The 19,307-nt window shown below is 39.2% G+C and carries 12 protein-coding genes; 4 read left to right on the top strand and 8 right to left on the bottom strand.

Annotation, left to right across the window (positions count from 1 at the left end):
• The coding region (gene purH, locus BN338_RS02725) for a bifunctional phosphoribosylaminoimidazolecarboxamide formyltransferase/IMP cyclohydrolase (RefSeq protein ID WP_039758796.1) at positions 1-1,389 on the top strand (1,389 nt) is incomplete at its 5' end.
• A 341-nt stretch (positions 1,390-1,730) separates the two neighbouring features.
• Positions 1,731-1,895: a DUF1127 domain-containing protein gene (locus BN338_RS11030; protein ID WP_083868427.1), complete on the top strand. Its 165-nt coding sequence runs from the start codon at positions 1,731-1,733 to the stop codon at positions 1,893-1,895.
• A 1,961-nt stretch (positions 1,896-3,856) separates the two neighbouring features.
• Here the strand turns inward: BN338_RS11030 and BN338_RS02715 are convergent.
• From BN338_RS02715 to htpX, 3 genes are all read right to left on the bottom strand, one after another.
• Positions 3,857-5,581, bottom strand: a complete 1,725-nt coding sequence (locus tag BN338_RS02715; RefSeq protein ID WP_039758793.1) for a heparinase II/III family protein — start codon at positions 5,579-5,581, stop codon at positions 3,857-3,859.
• Positions 5,582-5,645: 64 nt separating this feature from the next.
• Positions 5,646-7,010 carry an RsmB/NOP family class I SAM-dependent RNA methyltransferase gene (locus BN338_RS02710; protein WP_039758791.1) on the bottom strand — a complete coding sequence of 455 codons (1,365 nt, stop codon included), beginning with the start codon at positions 7,008-7,010 and terminating at the stop codon, positions 5,646-5,648.
• A gap of 60 nt (positions 7,011-7,070) precedes the next feature.
• A complete protein-coding gene (gene htpX / locus BN338_RS02705; RefSeq protein ID WP_039758789.1) occupies positions 7,071-8,120 on the bottom strand; it encodes a zinc metalloprotease HtpX in 1,050 nt (349 codons plus the stop codon).
• Positions 8,121-8,203: 83 nt separating this feature from the next.
• Between htpX and BN338_RS02700 the strand changes: the two genes are divergently transcribed.
• Positions 8,204-8,419: a DUF1674 domain-containing protein gene (locus tag BN338_RS02700; RefSeq protein WP_039758788.1), complete on the top strand. Its 216-nt coding sequence runs from the start codon at positions 8,204-8,206 to the stop codon at positions 8,417-8,419.
• Positions 8,420-8,581: 162 nt separating this feature from the next.
• On the opposite strand, the gene rpsP is transcribed toward BN338_RS02700, so the two are convergent.
• From rpsP to BN338_RS02680, 4 genes are all read right to left on the bottom strand, one after another.
• On the bottom strand, positions 8,582-8,956 hold the full coding sequence (rpsP, locus tag BN338_RS02695) for a 30S ribosomal protein S16 (protein WP_039758786.1): 375 nt from the start codon (positions 8,954-8,956) through the stop codon (positions 8,582-8,584).
• 16 nt (positions 8,957-8,972) lie between these two features.
• A complete protein-coding gene (locus BN338_RS02690; RefSeq protein WP_039758845.1) occupies positions 8,973-9,302 on the bottom strand; it encodes a chorismate mutase in 330 nt (109 codons plus the stop codon).
• 24 nt (positions 9,303-9,326) lie between these two features.
• Positions 9,327-10,889 carry a signal recognition particle protein gene (ffh, locus tag BN338_RS02685; protein WP_039758784.1) on the bottom strand — a complete coding sequence of 521 codons (1,563 nt, stop codon included), beginning with the start codon at positions 10,887-10,889 and terminating at the stop codon, positions 9,327-9,329.
• A 250-nt stretch (positions 10,890-11,139) separates the two neighbouring features.
• Positions 11,140-11,796, bottom strand: coding sequence for a carbonic anhydrase (locus tag BN338_RS02680; RefSeq protein WP_039758783.1), 657 nt, complete (start codon positions 11,794-11,796; stop codon positions 11,140-11,142).
• 282 nt (positions 11,797-12,078) lie between these two features.
• Between BN338_RS02680 and BN338_RS02675 the strand changes: the two genes are divergently transcribed.
• On the top strand, positions 12,079-16,788 hold the full coding sequence (locus tag BN338_RS02675; RefSeq protein ID WP_039758781.1) for an NAD-glutamate dehydrogenase: 4,710 nt from the start codon (positions 12,079-12,081) through the stop codon (positions 16,786-16,788).
• 1,341 nt (positions 16,789-18,129) lie between these two features.
• Here the strand turns inward: BN338_RS02675 and BN338_RS02660 are convergent.
• Entirely contained in the window at positions 18,130-19,104 is a 975-nt protein-coding gene (locus BN338_RS02660; protein WP_244427596.1) for a DUF2125 domain-containing protein, read from the bottom strand.
• Positions 19,105-19,307: the final 203 nt, after the last annotated feature.

The raw sequence follows: 19,307 nt of genomic DNA, 5'->3' as shown, positions 1-19,307 counted from the left end.
GTAAAAACACTCCATCCTTTGATTCATGGTGCTTTGTTAGGGGTAAGAGAAAATCCTAGCCATAGGGAAGCTATGGAAAAGAACAGCATTCATGGAATTGATCTTTTGGTGGTGAACCTTTATCCTTTTGAAGAAACGATCCAATCGGGAGCTGATGGGCAAACAATTCTTGAAAATATTGATATCGGTGGGCCGGCGATGATTCGTGCTGCAGCAAAAAATTATGCTTATACCGGTGTTGTAACAGCGATAAATGACTATGATTCGATTCTAGCCGAATTAAAACAGAATAATGGATGTTTAAGTTTATCCATGCGTCACCAGTTAGCGATGCGTGCATATGCGCACACCGCAGCTTATGACACAGCAATAGCAGCGTGGTTTGCACAGGATTTAAAAATCGAAACACCATCATGGCAAAGTTTTTCTGGCCATCTTGAAAATGTTATGCGCTATGGAGAAAATCCCCATCAACAGGCAGCATTTTATCGCAATAATGAAAAACGTTTTGGCATCGCAACAGCAAAACTTTTACAAGGCAAAGCACTCTCTTATAACAATCTGAATGATACAGATGCAGCCTTTGAGCTTGTTGCAGAATTTGATCCGCAAAAAACCGCTGCTGTTGCTCTTATTAAACATGCCAATCCTTGTGGTGTTGCGGAAGGAGAAAATTTGAAAGAAGCTTATTTGAAAGCTCTTATGTGTGATAATGTATCGGCTTTTGGTGGAATTGTTGCTTTAAATCAAACCCTTGATGAAGAATGTGCGGAAGAGATTGTTAAAGTTTTTACGGAAGTAATTATTGCTCCTGATGCGACAATGGCGGCACGTGAAATTATTGCCAAGAAAAAAAATCTTCGTTTGCTCATTACAGGTGGTATCCCTGATCCACGTTGTGGAGGACTTCTTGCGAAAACACTTGCAGGAGGCATTTTAGTGCAATCACGTGATAATGTGGTGGTTGATGATCTTAAATTGCAAGTGGTGACAAAGCGCACACCAACTCAAGATGAAATGCGTGATCTTCAATTTGCTTTTCGTGTAGCAAAACACGTTAAATCAAATGCTATTGTTTATGCAAAAAATAGCGCAACAGTTGGAATTGGAGCTGGACAAATGAGCCGTATCGATTCAGCAAAAATTGCTGCAAGTAAAGCAGCAGAAAGTGCGCAAAGAGCAGGCTTAACAGAAACGCTTACAAAAGGATCAGTGGTTGCATCCGATGCATTTTTTCCTTTTGCAGATGGTTTATTAGCAGCAGCTGAAGCAGGAGCAACAGCAATTATTCAACCAGGAGGCTCCATGCGTGATGAAGAAGTGATCACTGCTGCTGATGCGCAGGGGTTAGCGATGGTTTTTACAGGAATACGACATTTCCGTCATTAATATAATTTGGGTGATTTCCTCTTCATATGAGATAACCGTTTCAAGGAATTTTTCATAAATCGTATGCCGATTGATAACCATTGAAATAGAAGCAGTTATTCAATCCAGAGAATCCGCGTGTCATGGAGAAGTGATCACCGCAGAAAATGCACATAATTTAGCCATTGTTTTAAGACTAAAATGCCAATAGCTTTAATGATTGTCCTTTTATAATAAGACAAATGTTAAAGGGAGTTTTATTATGTGTAGATGCATACCTGTTATGACATTATAGCGCAACTTTTTTTAGTGATATGTTCTATTCTTAAACTAAAGAGTGTAACAAAGTTTGAGTACAGGATATGAATATTCTACGTTCTTATAGTAATTGGCGCCGTTATCGTCGGACCGTTAATGCGTTGAGTCGTCTTTCGACGTATGAACTCAATAATCTTGGCATTTGTCGAGGTGATATTGATGCAGTTGCACGACGCTATTCGCGTACATCTTCTAAAAAAGTTGTTTGAAGAATATTTGAGGATTTGAAGAAACGCTTTGCTATAAAGAAACAAACAGTTTGAGGCTTTGTATTATCATTTCAGTGTTGGTATGATAATACAAAGGAGAAAGGGTTTTTCCCTAGACTTTTGTTGCAACGTTATTTAATGTTTTTTCTTGAATTCTCGATGTTTTTGTGATGAGCAATTTTTGATTTATCAAGCGTGTCCATTATTTTGCACCCATTATTTTGCACATTGGATCAGAGGCTCTACTGTATGGTTTCTCTTATTTAAATCTGTTTATATTAAATCAGCGAAAGCCATGTCTTCCGCGCGATAAGCGTGGAGTGCTTGCGTGAAATAGAAACTGTTAAAAAACTAAAAATGCTTATAATGAACCGTCTCAAACACCAAGAGCTATCGCAACATTGGAAGCTGAAAAAGTGTGTGATGAGTCGGAATTTTTGCTCTATACGCAGCAATAATGGGATCAAAATAAAGATTAAGCTAGTTTAATGCTTTCCTCTATCCGCTTTGATATGCGAGATAAGAGCAAGGATATTATAACTTCTAAAATGGAAAACAAACTATTTTAGCAAAAACATGAAGTTTCAAAGATAAAAAGCTACTCACATCTTTACCGTCATTTTTTCATTCGGTTTTACAACTTTCAAAAACATCTATATCTTTTTTAAAATGGGGTACACTACCTCACCTTTTTCTCTCTTCAATAAAATCATATCCCAAACGCAAGGAACATATTGATTTATAAAGATAGTTTACTATTTTGCATGTTGAATGAGAGTCCCAAATATCATACGATTCTCTCACTTCAAACCTGTTTATGTTGAATCAACCAAATTGACTTTCTTGCGCATCACAAGCGGGATGAGTGTGTAAATAAAAATGAGGAAAGCAAGGAGTAAATAGCTCTTATGAATCATCTCAAATGCCAAAGGCTGTCGCAACATTGGGAGCTGGTAAATAGTGCGATGGTACCGACTTGTTGATTTTTCATAAAAAAGAAGACCCAAAACTAAATCACCGGATGGTACACCTTCACATGCTTTTATTTTAAAGAAATATTTCTCAATGCTCATCATCCCCCTCTCATGGTAACACTCATGAAGAGAATCCTCTGAGCATTCTCTCCTTTACGCTTAATGAAGATCTCAACCAAAATGATATACCGCCCAATGTTGTAACAACCTTTGGCGCTTAAAAGTGTCCAGAAGAACTATTTTTATTTCTTTCTTCCTGCAATTTACACACCACCTCTCCCAATAGGGTACAAATATATGCATTGCTTTACCATAAATAAATTCCCAGTGAGAGAACCTTACCACTTTCCAAGTTTCATTTAAGTTTAAAATAATAAATAATATAAATCAATAGGTTAACTTCTTAAAAGTGCAAAATAAAGCATGATTCACATTATTCTTCTAGATACTTTTAAAAGCCATAAACTCAAATAAAAAGAGAAGGGAGGAGGTGAAATAATTCTACACCTATTGGCCGAGAATTTCACACTATACTTTATACAAACACCATTGTGAAATGAGGATAATAAAACATTGAGAAATGTTTTTTTAACAGAAGCATAAATTTACAAGAAAATATTTGATTGTCTTAAACCTGCAGCTCCCTCAGAGCGGAATAGTGATCACAATAGCGCACTCAAAAACTTTTTAAAGATAAGCCAACAGTCTAATCTTCTCTCCACGCCTTTAAAGAAATGAAGATTATCTGTACCGATCTATAAATAATGGTCTGTCAACACCCAATTTCGGCTAAAATCCCCTCATTATCTCACAAGATTTTATAGGCAAACTTTGCCTAAAAATATCCATCCCATAGTCTCACAAAAAATACTTAACGTATAAAAGTTTACATGGTTCTTCAATAAGATATTACCGCAATAAACGATGATATTTTAGAACACAAAGATAAAAATAAAACGCAATAGACTATAGCTTGGAATAATATTCTTATTTTTTATCAAACGCTTGACGGATAAAACGCCAGCGAACTTTTTCCTGAAATGCAGGGCGAAAATATAAAACGATCTGCTGTGTCCGTTGTGGACCTTCTAATGCCGCAAAATCAATCGAATCTTCAAGACAAATATCCGCATCAGGTGATATAAAGTACCATACTTGCTCGTCCTCTATGTGCCCGTCCTTTACCGCTAAACACACACGCTCACCATCATAGTTAACTTCGACTTGTGGATGCAGATGAAACCGAACCGCAACATGATCTTGTTCACTTTGCACCCTCTTATGTCTCTTTCCCCTCTTATTTGGCATAAAAAAGCGATCAAAACCTTCGATCATATCTCCGTTTGTCGCTAAAATAAGACCACGCTCATGAATAAGATTAAAGGGTCGCACATAACCATCATGGCTCGCAATAAAACCTGTTTTTCCTGAATCCTCTATACGGTGCACTTGAACATCCGTTGGTCCATCAAACAAAAAGGAAGCACCATTTTTCTTTTTTTTATAAAAAGTGCCCACCGAACAATCATTAAGTATAGCTGTTGAATGGGCCGCAGTAACACGCCCTAAATGTCGATAATCTTCCGCCCCATCAGGGTTAACACCGGTATTAATAATAAAACGGTGTCCTTGTGAGGACATTTCAAAAGATAAACACCCCGAACAAGCCTGCTGTGCTACAAAGTGTGGTGGAAATTTTCCTGTATCTGCAAGCACTGTTGTTTGATTGGCTTTTAAGCGCTGAAACCCTGAATAACGAGCATAACTAAAAGGATGCCCTCCTGTTTCATCAAGCTCCAAAAGTTTCAATAAGCGTTCCGATACGAGGGGACCAACCCCATTAAAATGCGCCAATGTTTGATCTTCATGGATAAAGAACCGTAAAGCTGGCAACATACGCTCAACAGAATCAATCAAAATACGTGGAGCCGTTTCATTGCTACGCATAAAAAGATAACGTAAAGATAATAAATCTGACAACAAATTAAATAAGATAATAGGACTACGGGAAATATGTCCACCATCAACCAAGATCTGACGCGAAAGCTCTTCTATAAGCGTAATTTGTATCTTTTTCTTCACAGCCGTAGAAACAGGCAAAGCAAGAGATGCAAACGTCAAAGCGACTGCTGCGTGTAAACGTTGATCATTGTGCCCCATACTGCAAATTGTTACGCGCAAATAACGAAATTGCAAACCAAGCGCACGTAAAAAGCATTTTTCAAACCGCTCACTTGCCCCTTCTAACAACATTTTTGAGTGACAAATCCACGAAATCAAACGCCGTGCTACAACAGGAGCACTCCAAGCAAGCCCCTTTACCTTCTTGCCAGCATGGTCAAGCCAATCTTCTAAAAGAGCGCGCGCATGCGCTGCGGCTAAATCACTTTCTGCTGCATCCATATGGCACAACCAATGAAAATCATGAAGAGCCGCCTCCCATTCCAGCGTTGGTGGAGACAATGAAAATGGTGACACAGCACCAGAATGAACAATATGACCAGCAAAAGCAAAACGACCATGATAAAATTCATGCGCCATCATGGGGTCAGCCACGTGCAAATCAATAGGATATGCTAAAATTTTATGAGGACGAAACCCTGAAAACCGCCAACGAAACAAGGGACCAACCCATAAACGCCGCATAACATGCTGTAGCGTATCGATACAGGCTGCCACTTTCACCTGAGGAGCTTTTACTGCAACCGCCAAAATTCCATCTCCATTTATGCTGAATCAGATACAATTTCGACCATTTTTGTAAATGAAACGTTAATTAAGCAATTTTTCGTAAGCGTGCAGCGAAAAAACCATCCATTCCTAAAAATGCAGCTTTCTGAGTATCAAAGTTTTTATGACAAAAATCCACCGGCGTCGTGCGCAACATCCCCTCAAAAAGCAAATGCTCCAATACTCCTATTTCCTCTGGATAAATAGGGTCCAAAACAATGTCATTGCGTGTCGATAAAATTTTCTCGATAAGATCTTCACCTTCTTCTCTTGCCAAAGAACAATTAGAAAAAACAATCCGTCCTCCCTCTTTGACCAAAGCAATTGCAGCAACAAGCAAATCATATTGTAATTCTGCTAATTTAACGACATCATCTCTCGATTTCGTCCATAAAATATCTGGATGACGACGGATCGTTCCTGTAGAAGAACAAGGAGTATCAAGAAGAATCGCATCAAACAGCTGTGTGGGATGAAAATTTCTCACATCTCCCTGCCAAATGTGAACGGAAAAATGAAGCCGTTCCATATTTTCTTTTAAACGCTTTACGCGATTAGCAGAAAGCTCAATTGCTGTCACCCCTGCCCCCTGCAAAGCCAATTGTGCTGTTTTTCCCCCAGGGCTCGCACAAAGATCAGCAACGCGTTTACCCCGAATTTCTCCTACTAAACAAGCAGGCAACGCTGCAGCAAAATCTTGAACCCACCAAGCCCCTTCACGATAGCCTGGTAAATCAGAAACAGAACACTCCAAACGATTCAATCGAACAGAACCATTAGGCAACACCACACCGCCAAGTCTCTCAGCCCATCTAATACTATCAGATTTCACTGTCAAATCGAGAGGGGGCTCCACACTTTGAATTTCTATAATCTGATGTGCTTTTTCTGTTCCATAAGCTGATACTAAAAGCTGGCTAAACCACGCTGGAACACCTTCAAGTGTCGGAACCTGTTGGCGTAAAGAGGCTGCCTCACGCGCAACATTGCGCAAAAGAGCATTCACCACCCCTGAAAAACGGCGCATACGCGGATCAAATTTTGCCACACGCACAGCTAAATCAATAGCTGCATGATCAGGAACATCAAGATAAAGAATTTGCGCTACACTGATATGCAAAAGATGCTGAAGTGAAAGCGCTTGCGAAGGCAAAGGGCGTACCAAAAAGCGTGAAAGAGCCGCCGTAATCTGTCCTCGATGACGCAATGACGTTGTCAAAATAGCCCGACACAATAAACGATCTCGTTGTGAAAGCTTTAAATATTGTGGGTGTCCGTGTTCATTATCCGTCAAACCAGAAAGAGGCGTATACTTATCAACCACCGCCCCTAAAAGGCGCACACACACCTGCCGAACAGCTAATCCTGGAACATCTTTTTCAGACACATGCCCCGCTTTTTTATGTTTCAAAACAACAACCTTTATATCACTGTTTTCTCAAGAAATTCCTCAGAAATCTCCTCGAAGGTTCTATGAACGAGATCTTTTTGAATTGTCATAACGAAGCCAAGAAGGACGTTTTGTCATACGCTGAAAAGTACTGTTTTCTTGCTCTCCTGATGCATAAGCCTGATCACTACGAAAATCTCCATAATTCATCTCATTATTGTTTTTTTTATTCATACTGCTTTCTTCATTCCATCCCCCATTTTCAGCAAGAGTCCTTTTCATCTCTTCTGCTTGCCGATAAAGAGCAGCAATACGATTTACCGTTGCGGGATGTGTCGAAAAAAGACTATCCGCTCCCTCACCACTCAAAGGATTGATAATAAATAGATGTGCTGTTGCTGGATTATGCTCTGCTTCTTCATTGTAAACGCCACGCCCCCCATCAGCAATTTTACGCAATGCCGAAGCTAACCATAAAGGATTACCGCATATTTCAGCCCCTCTCCGATCCGCAGCATATTCACGCGTACGGCTAATTGCCATTTGTACGAGCATTGCAGCAAAAGGTGCCACAAGCAGTGCAATAAATCCTCCAATTGCCCCTGCGCCATGAGAATCTTCTGAAGAGCTGCGCTGTCCCCCCATAAAAAAAGCAAAATTACCAAGCATTGAAATTGCCCCTGCAATTGTTGCTGTTAGAGTCATGGTTAAGGTATCACGATGCTCGATATGTGCGAGCTCATGTGCCATAACGCCAGCAATTTCCTCAGCACTTAACCGCTCCAACAACCCAGTACTCGCGGCAACAGCAGCATTTTGCGGATTACGTCCCGTTGCAAAAGCATTTGGCTGTGCATTATCAATGACATAAATTTTTGGTTGAGGAAGAGAAGCTTTTTTAGCTAAATCGCTTACAATCTTATAATAAACAGGCGAGGAATGCTGATCAACTTCACGCGCCCCGTACATGCGTAAAACAATTTTATCTGAATTCCAATAAGAAAAAAAGTTTAAACCACTTGCCATCAAAAGAGCAATGACCATACCACTGCCCCCTCCAACAAGATAACCAACCCCCATAAAGAGAGCCGTCATAAAAGCCAAAAGCATGGCTGTACGCATTATATTCATTACTCAAAAAACTCCATGATAAAAGTCTACCAATACTATATGATGGGGTTTTCTTTCTGCTTCTTCAATGGAATAGGTGTAAAATGAATAAAAAAGATGAAAAAATAAGCAAAAAAAATTTAACTGTCGTTAAACAGCCATCCCTTTCTCCCGCAGCACAACGCGCTCTCAAAGAAGCCGAAGAAAGACGAAAAGACGAAACAACAAAAGAACAACCGTTGGAAAACGGTGGACGCGGCGGAAAAGATCCATCCCGCTATGGAGACTGGGAAATTAAAGGCCGCGCCATTGATTTTTAAAGTCATACTTTTAAAGCCATAGATTTCTAAAATCGAACTTTAAAAACCAACATTTTTTAAATAAACGCCCCCTTAAAGAAGATCCGTTTTTGCCGATCAAAAACGGATAACATTTATTCTTCTCAAACTTTTAAAGAGGCGTTGATTAAACAATCACATTTCTTATTCTGAAGCAGCTTCTGTTTCAACCGCAGCTGCCGCATCCTCTGCCGCTTGCTTTGCTGCTGCTATACGTTCTTGTGCTTTTTTGCCCGGTTCACCTTTATGAGGATTATTGCGGGTTGGACGCTTTTTTAAGCCAGCTGCATCTAAAAACCGTAAAACGCGATCCGTTGGTTGAGCTCCTTGCCCAAGCCAATATTGGATACGTTCTTCATTAAGTTTTACCCTCGGTCCATCTTTAGGCAACATTGGATCCCATGCACCAACACGTTCAAGAAAACGCCCATCGCGCGGACTACGAACATCTGCAACGACGATATGATAGTAAGGACGTTTTTTTGAACCTCCACGGGACAAACGAATTTTCAATGCCATATTTTATCTCCTATTGTCAGCTCTGGCTTTCGTTTAAATTGACTTTTTTTATTTTTTGCTCTTCAGCAATAATTTCATGATGATGCACAACTTCTTTAATAATAAACTTTAAAAATCTTTCAGCAAAATCAGGATCAAGATGACTATCTATCGCCAATTGCCGTAAACGGGCTATCTGATGTTGCTCACGCAGAGGATCGACTTTAGGCAAATCATAACGCGCTTTTAACTGCCCAATCATTTTCGTACAACGAAAACGCTCTGCTAAAATATGAATCAAAGTTGCATCAAAATTATCAATAGATGCTCGTAAATGTGCCAATTCATTTAATACTGTTTCCTGCATCATATTCCTTTCCCTCTCTACATATTATTTTTTCTTAAGATGCTGAGGAAGTTTTCCCCTATCGGCAATACCATTGGAAAGACCAGGAAATGTAGGGTCACGTCCGGGAAGTCCAGGCAAGAGCTTCCCTCCATTATCATTTTTAATCTGCTTTTGAAGTGTTGAGAGTTGTTTCAAATCCAATCCCGATAAATCAGGCATAGCTGGAGAATCAGCACCTCCCATTCCTCCAAATCCCATTTTGGATCCAAGACCTCCTAACATTTTTCCCATCAAACTACTTTTGCCCTTACCCCCCATGGCTTTCATCATATCAGCCATTTGGCGATACATCTTCAAAAGTTTATTAATATCAGCCGCCGTTGTTCCAGACCCCTTAGCAATTCGTTGTTTGCGGCTATGTTTTAAAAGCTCTGGATTCATACGCTCTTGCGGTGTCATAGATGAAATAATAGCCAATTGACGATTAAACAAACGGTCATCAAGACCGGCTGCCGCAATCTGCTCTTTGACCTTGCCCAATCCTGGCAACATGCCCATAATGCCGCCCATTCCACCCAGTTTTTTCATTTTCTGCAACTGTTCTGCAAGATCATTTAGATCAAATTTGCCGCTCTGCATTTTTTTTGCAAAAGCAGCAGCTTTTTCATGATCCATTGCTTCAGCAGCTTTTTCAACCAAAGAAACAATATCCCCCATCCCGAGAATACGATCAGCAATACGACTGGGATGAAACTCTTCCAAGTCTTCTATTTTTTCACCGGTTCCGATTGCTTTAATCGGCTTGCCTGTAACAGCACGCATAGAAAGAGCAGCACCCCCACGCCCATCACTATCCATCCGTGTTAAAATAATCCCTGTAATCCCTACACGTTCATCAAAAGAACGAGCAAGATGAACGGCGTCTTGCCCCGTTAAACTATCAGCAACCAACATAATCTCATGAGGAAGAGAACATGCTTTAATTTCAGCCAATTCAAGCATCAAAGCTTCATCAATATGATTACGTCCTGCCGTATCAAGAAGAAGCACATCATAACCGCCCAATTTAGCAGCCTGCACAGCACGTGATGCAATATCAACGGGCAGTTGTCCGGCAATAATAGGCAGACTTGCAAGTTTCGCTTGTTCTCCCAATTGGCGCAATTGCTCTTGCGCAGCAGGACGACGTGTATCTAAAGACGCCATGAGAACTTTTTTATTGTGCTTATCAGTGAAACGTTTTGCAAGCTTTGCTGTTGTGGTTGTTTTTCCGGAACCTTGCAAACCAATCATCATGACAACAACTGGCGCTGGTGCATTCAAATCACTCAGAACGCTTTCATTTCCAAGAATACGAACCAATTCGTCATGAACAATTTTAACCACCATTTGGCCTGGTTTAATTGATTTAACAATTTCGGTTCCAACAGCTTTTTCCCGAACCCTATCGGTAAAAGCACGAACAACATCAAGGGCAACATCAGCTTCCAATAAAGCGCGACGAATTTCACGCAGCGCCTCTGCAACATCCTGGTCCGACAAAGCACCACGCCCTGTTAAATGAGACAGGATAGAACCAAGTCGCTCTTGCAAGGATTCAAACATCATTTACCTCATTGTTGCAAATAAAGTTGCATAACGAACAAACCAAAATAGCACCCGAGAACGCATCGCGCCGTCGAATGTTGACCTCTGAGATCTCTTCATACCCTTGCATTGGGGTCTCAGTCGGTGGCTCCAAGTTAATTTTGTCACTGAAAGCTTGCTCCTTCAAACAATAAAACCCCAGCTTTGTCAAGTTTTATCATAAAATGTCTTTTTATACGAAGAAATAAAAACAGCAAATACTACAATACTATCCTTCAAAACTTTCAACTTCAACACGCATAAAACAACCTGTTTCTTGTTCCACATTCCATAATTTCCCACTAGAGATATCAAACCAAACCCCATGCAATGTTAAAATACCTTGATCTTTTCGGAACTTTATCCACGGAAACGTCTCTAAATTTCTCAACGAATGGCGAATAGAAAGCTGCTCTAAAGCCGTCTGTTTTTCTGGCCAAGACAGTGATTTATTACTCAAAACGACTTCTGCTGCTGGTGCTAAAAGACTAATCCATTGGCCAATAAAATCATTTGAAGGTAAAGATTTACACGTCTCCTTAAGAGCAGTATGAATACCTCCACAATGAGCATGACCAAAAACAACAATATGTTTTACCTCAAGCAATTGCACAGCATATTCAAGAGCCGCTGATGTTGCATGATATTTGTTATCAGGAGAAAAAGGCGGAACCACATTTGCCACGTTGCGCAGGGTAAAAATTTCCCCAGGCTTAGCATCAAAAATCATTTCTGGGATCGCACGCGAATCACAGCAAGCAATAACTAAAACTTCAGGTTTTTGCCCCTCGATCGCCAATTGCTGATAATGTTCTGTTTTATATGAAAAATGATTATTTATAAAGTTTTTGTAACCACTTAAAAGTCTTTCTGGTAAACGGGTCATTCTCTCTTTACTTCTAATTCTTTCTTTACTTTCATTTCATATAATTAGAAAAGCAAACTATTAATATACAAAAATACTAAAAAGTCCCTTTCATTGGTGTAAAATATTTCTTTCAAAGTACAAATTATTACTAAAAAATAATAAAAACATTGTCATTCTTTTCAAATAAAGAGCTATTTTCTTTAGGAAGAAAATGTTACAGTGTAGGAAAATATAATGGTCTGCTCTTAACTATGAAAACAAAGCAAGAAAAGACCTGAAGAGCAAAAATGGAGAGCGAATGTGTTGCAACAAACAACAATAGAAACAAAAAACACACCAGATAAAATAGAAAAAATACTTTTTGCTCAAACTGATAAAGAAGATATTGTTTATTACGAAAATACAGAACTTCAAAAAGCCGCAGCCATCGCAGTAAAAGCTTTCCATCTTCATCAGGCAGGAAAAAATACCATCTGCTTTGAACAAGATTTGACCCGCAATAACAGACCTATAACTGTTGTCACGCTTGTCAATGATAACAAACCCTTCCTTCTCGATTCTATTTTAAATGTCTTCAATCAACATAAAAACCATATTTATTTGATTGCACACCCCATTCTTGATTGTTCTTCTGGAAAACGCATCAGTCTGATGCAAATTCACATCGAGTCTTTAAACAAACAACAGATACAAAAACTTGAAAATGAACTCACCTTAGTTCTTGAGCAGGTTAATGCTGCTGTACGAGACTGGAAACCGATGCTTGAAGAAGTTGAAAAGCACATTCATGCCTATCAAACAAGCTTTCCCTCATACTACAAACAAAAAGGCGAAAAGGCTATTGAATTTCTTCACTGGCTTACAGATGATAATTTCATCTTCCTTGGCATGCGCACTTACAACTTCATCAAAGATCAGAAACCTTTAAAATCCTTTACCGCGAGTAACATTGAACTTGGCATACTCGGGGATGCTTCTATTCATATTGTTGATAATGAAAGTATGAAAGAACCTCCTCAGGAAGTCTTATCCTTTATGGAAAGTGATAACCTATTTATTGTGACAAAAGCGAACAGCCGCTCCAAAGTTCACCGTTCTGTTTGGCTCGACTATATTGGTCTTAAAATCTTTGATAAAGAAGGCCAACTCTGCGGAGAATTACGCATTGTAGGGCTTTTTACCTCTTCAGCTTATACACGCTCTATTTTGCAAATTCCTTTCTTAAAAGAAAAAGCCCAAACCATCATTCAACGCCTTGGATACAATCGTTCTGACTATTCAGGAAAAGCACTCATCAGTGTTTTAGAAACCTATCCAAGAGATGAGATGTTTCGTACTGATATTGATACATTAACAGAAAATGCCAAACTTATCCTGCAACTAGATGAGCGTCCGCGTTTGCGGGTGCTTGTTCACACTGATTCTTTTGGGCGCTTTGTTTCTATCCTTGTCTACGTGCCACGTGACCAATACAGCAGCAGCCTCCGTGAAAAAGTTGGTGAACATTTTGTTGGGCTTTATAAAGGCGACTTTTTTGAATCCTATCCGCTATTTTTAGAAAGCACTCTTATCCGTGTTTATTATATTATTCATCGCAAAGTAAGCGAAACGGTTCCACTTCACGAGCGCGCCACACTTGAACAACATGTCCGTTCAATCGCACGAAGTTGGGAAGATAGTGTTCAATCCATCGCTCTTACCCACAAAACAACAGAGCCGCAAACCCGTCTAGCCAGTGAATTTCCCAATAGCTATCGTGATTTATTCTCAGCGGAAGATGCCATTAAAGATTCCAGACACATTCTAAGTCTTCATGATAAAAAACCCCTTTTTGTGACCTTTTATCACGCACACAACAAAGAAAAACAGAACATTTCTCTTCGGCTCTTTCACCGCCATGAGGCCCTTGCTCTTTCCAAACGTGTACCACTGCTTGAAAATATGGGGTTTCGCGTTATTGCGGAACAAACCCTTAAGTTACCAGATGGCAACGGACAATCCGTATATCTTCATGATATGCAACTAGAAAGTACTTTCCAACTCTGTATCGATTTTGAAAAAGAGGGTCAAAAGCTTGCCGAAACCTTTGAAGCCATTTGGGCACAAAATGCTGATAATGACGCTTTTAACGCCCTCACCCAAACTGCTGAGCTTGATTGGCATGAAATTGTTATTTTGCGCCATTACGGGCGTTATCTCCAACAAGCTGGAATTCCTTATTCGCAAGACCGCGTCGCCCAGACTTTAAATACTTATCCTGATATTACTAAAGAGCTTTATGCTTTATTCCATTTAAAATTTCATCAAAGTCATCCAGCAAAAGAACGAGAAAGAAACCAACAGATTATTCAAAAGCGCATTGAAGAAAAACTACAGAAAGTATCTGGTTTAGATGATGATCTTATCTTACGCCGTTATTGCAACCTTATCGATTCGAGTTTACGAACAAATGCCTTTACCCCTCTTAGCGATGGCAGTCCTCGGCGTATTTTAGCCACCAAATTAAATCCGCGCCAAATTGAAGGTTTGCCTGAACCACGACCTTATCGAGAAATTTTTGTTTATGGACCAGAAGTTGAAGGGGTCCATTTGCGTTTTGGACCTATCGCTCGTGGCGGAATTCGTTGGTCTGACCGCGCATTAGATTATCGTACCGAAGTGCTTAGCTTAGTCAAAGCCCAACAAGTTAAAAATGCGGTTATTGTTCCTGCCGGTGCAAAAGGTGGATTTTATCCCCATCGCCTTCCTCAAACAAATGACCGTGCTCTCATCATAGAAGCAGCACGACAGGCTTATACAGACTTTATCACGGCTTTACTCTCCATCACAGACAATCTGGTTAACGGTAAAATCAGTGCGCCCCACAATATCATCTGTCATGATGATCCTGACCCCTATTTTGTTGTCGCAGCAGACAAAGGGACAGCCACCTTTTCTGATACAGCCAACGCTATCAGCCAAGAAAAACGCTTTTGGCTCGATGATGCTTTTGCCTCTGGTGGCTCAGCAGGCTACGACCACAAAGAAATTGGTATTACAGCCAAAGGCGCATGGGAAGCCGTCAAAAGACATTTTCGAGAATCATTTAATCACGATATTCAAACAGCACCCTTCACCTGTATTGGTGTTGGTGATATGTCTGGTGATGTCTTTGGTAATGGAATGCTCCTTTCCAAACAAACAAAATTGATTGCTGCTTTTGATCACCGCGATATCTTTATTGATCCAAATCCAAACATAGAGGAAAGCTATGCAGAGCGCAGGCGTCTCTTCAAACTTCCTCGCTCGAGCTGGCAGGATTACGACCAAAGCAAATTATCAAAGGGTGGTGGTATCTTCTCACGAAAAGAGAAAACCATTACACTCTCACCTGAAGCAGCAAGAGCCATCGGTTTCGACAAACAAACAGGAACCCCCTTTGAAATTATCTCTGCTCTTCTCAAAGCCCCTGTTGATCTTTTATGGTTTGGTGGCATTGGTACTTATATCCGTGCGACAACAGAAAATGATGCCCAAGTAGGAGATCGTGCAAATGATGCAATACGCATTACCGGAGAACAGGTACGTGCAAAAATTATTGGCGAAGGTGCTAATCTTGGTGTTACACAACGTGGACGGATTGAATATGTCTCAAATGGTGGTCGCTGCAATACGGATGCCATTGACAATTCTGCCGGTGTGAATTGTTCAGATATTGAGGTCAATCTCAAAATTGTTCTTGCATCAGCACTTCGTGCTAAAACACTCACCCGCGAAGAACGCAATAAACTCTTAAAAGAAATGACTCCTCAAGTCGAACAACTCGTCCTGCGCAATAATTATCTACAACCCCTTGCCCTTTCTTTAGCAGAAAGCCAAGGCACGGCTGATTTACCCTATCAAATACGCTTCATGCATGATTTGGAACAAAGAAAGCTTCTAGATCGCAGAGTTGAAGTGCTCCCTGATGAGCAAGTTTTACGGCAAAGAACAACCCAAGGCAAAGGTCTTATCCGTCCAGAGCTTGCCGTTATTTTTGCCTATGCTAAATTAACGCTCAAAGAAGAAATTGCCAATAGCCCCATTGTTGATGATCACTATTTCAACGCAGCTTTGCTGAATTATTTTCCAACCCAAATTCAAGAAAATTTTGAGAAGGAAGTCATTAACCATCAATTGCGTCGTAATATTATTGCAACGCTGATTGCTAACGATATTGTCAATCGTGGTGGTCCTACTTTTGTTAATCAACTACGCGATGCAACAGAAAAAAAGGCTGAAAATATTATTCGCGTTTTCATTGCCATCCGTGATGGTTTTGAAATTCCTCAATTGTCTGATCAAATTGATAAACTTGATAACAAAATACCCGGTCTTGTCCAAAACAAATTCTACGCAGCAATAACCTCAATGCTTTTTGAAACAACCAATTGGGGTTTGCACAACATGGATCTCTCAAGTCCATTAGAAGAAATTGTAAAAACACTAAAACAAGCCCGTAGTGTTATTGAAAAAGAGCTTATGCATTCTCATGATAACGATATTAAGCAAAAAATTGAAGAAAAAGCACAACACTACAGTGAAGAAGGAGCACCAAAAGCATTAGCAAAACAATTAGCTCTCTTGGAAGCTGCTCCAACTATCTGTGATATTTCTTTAATTGCAAAACAAAGCAACAGCGATCTTATTAAAACCGCAGGAATCTATTTCTCATTTGCGCAAATCATTCGTATAAACCGAATTAACGAAGCGAGAAGAACAATTCCTATCCTTGATTACTATGATAGTATGGCTTTAAACCAAGCCAAAGAAAATGTTTCCAAAAGCTTACGGAAAATCGTTATGAAAATTCTCAAAAATTATGGAAAAAAAGAGGACCCTTTTGCCACTTGGAAAAAAACAAAAGAAGACGATATTCATAATATCACAAACCGCATTAGCGCTCTTATTGAAAATGATCTTAATATTTCTCGTTTTACTTTTGCAGCAGGATTGATTTCTCAACTTCAAAATATTGGCTTTCAAACTTAAAATGAGTATAAAATAACTCAGTTAAAAACTCCCATTCTATCCTACAACAGCAAACTAGCAAGGTACAGAGTGGGGGGCATTTTGAGATAAAGCACCCAAAATAAAAATCCTGCCCCTTATCACGATAGAATTTCTTGTAAACATTTTCAAAACGTCAACAAGATTGATTTATCAACGTAAAAGCATCAACTTTCAGATTTAAAAGCAGAACAAAACGGCTAAGCTTTTATCCCTGTTCTATCCATCAATGACCAATATCAATGTAATCTGACAATAGATTTTATACCAAGTGGAATTAGAAAGGAATATGTAATAATTTATTGTTTTGGTAACTATTTTTTACCATTCAATGCGCGTTTTGTAAAAATGGATTTTGAACATCTGAATATCGAAAAAATAGTAAAAAATGGCAAAAATCGAAATTTTGTAACAAAAAGGATAACGGGCTTTGAAAGCTCTTTAAAGACCTTTGAGAGCTCCTTATAAATCATTTAAAAATAAAATGAATTGGTACAGACCTTAAATAAAAATATATAAAATCTGCTGACAAGCTACAATCAACAAGGGAAGAACGGAGGCACTATCCCGCATTTTTAAACAGAGCATCAAAAATAAAAAATAATATTTGAAAACTATAGGATTGGCAGCAAATAAATGCTGTAAGGTGTCAAGAATCTCTGCAGATGAACCAAAAAACAAATTCAAATTTTTCTGTCAAATATCTTTCATTATAAAAACATAACGCATTGATTTACAATCATAACTTTATCATTTTGCATATTATAAGGAGAGTCATAGTATCCTAAGTTTCTCTCATTGCGATCTTGTTTATATTGAATCAATCAAAATCCCCTTACCCTTACATATTGTATTCTTTAATAGGGTCATGTCCTTCACGTAAAACAGAGCGCCATTAATTTGCACATTCACCGGATTGTTTTAAAGAAATATCTCTTAAGGCACCCAAGATCATTTCACGACAGCGCCCATGAATAATGAATAGTATAATGGTAAATCCACTGTGCCCCCCTATCTTTACGCTTGTGAGGAAGCAAGATGGCACCGTCATACACTTTGCCAGCCCGTGGATGTTGCGACAGACCTTGATACTTAAGACAATTCATAAGAGCCATTTTACTCCTTTCTTATACAAATTTTATCCACACGCTAATCCCGCTTATAACATGCAAGCGAATGATTTTGATTGCTTCAACATAAACAGATTCGAAATGAGAGAATCTTACGATATCCAAAAATCTCATTAAAATACAAAACAGTGAACACTTTCTATAAATCAATATCTTGCCATACAGACACGCTCTTGAAAATTTCTTCTCAAACTTAAAGTGGAGCAAGTCGACCAAGTTCTAAAAAACCCAGTTTTACCCATCCATGACTAATAGTTAAAGGAAGAACGGGGGCGCCATCTGCGTTTTTAGGAAGTGTACTCAAAATAAAAAATAATGCTTGAAAATTATCCGCTTCTTCAGGAAACAAGTGTTGCAAAGTCTCAAGAAACTTCATGTGCTGTATACAGACAAGTTCAAATGTTGCTGTCAAATATCCTTCATCATCAAAAGAAAAAGGTCCACTGATACGTACCCCACCACCTGTATGAAAAGCCAATTCACCATGCTTTAAGATGCCACTTTTTCCATAGAGATGCTGTCTCCAATTTTCTCCTCCTTTTTCAGATAGAAGAGAAACATCATTTAAAATCCATTTCAAATTGCCATCAATTTTTGGAACTTCAACAAAAGAAGATATAAAAATTGGAGAAACATCAAAGCCATCAAAAGTCATATTTCCTGAGAAATGATTCTTTTCACGTTTAAGATCAAGATGCAAGAATTCTGTCGTTATTTTTTGAGAGACATCTTTTGGCTCTAACTTCTGGACAGCCACATCAGGAATATCTTGCAAAGATGTCCGATCTTCAACATTTTGTTGTGTTGTCTTTTTATCCGCCGTTTTTGATCCCACGACTTCTTGAAGCTTTTGATCCTCAAGAGGAGAAAATTCAAGCCCTTCAGCTATAAGCTTCAATGTCTGACCTGTTTTCCAATAAGGTTCTGTTTCAATCACCAAATTGCGCCAACGAGATACTATGGAAGTTTTTCCAGAAAAAACAATTGATGCAGGAGAATTAACATTAAATTCGACCAAATGAGGCGCATAAATTGGTGCACCAGCCGTTAAACGCCCCGTCGATAAAGAAATCCCATATAAAGGCCAAGAAAATTGAAACTTGTCACAAACAATACCGATACGTAAAGGATAACCACTCTTGCGCACATCCTCACACACCGCCGTCATATTATCGGAAGATGCTTTTGCGGATATATCAGAAACATAGTTTTCTATTTTACGTGAAAAAAAAACCAGAAAGCACTATAAATAAGGATCAGAGCAAGGCAAAACAGCCCACAAAATAAATAGCGCAAAGAAAAACTTTTTTGTGATGATGGTATTTGAGAGGATTTAGACAACTTTAAAACTTTCTTTATCTTTTGATTTTC

It is taken from the genome of Bartonella queenslandensis AUST/NH15 (assembly GCF_000312585.1).
GTDB lineage: Bacteria > Pseudomonadota > Alphaproteobacteria > Rhizobiales > Rhizobiaceae > Bartonella > Bartonella queenslandensis_A.
The sequence above is the reverse complement of the archived record's forward strand: the minus strand, read 5'-3'. Positions and strand labels throughout refer to the sequence as shown.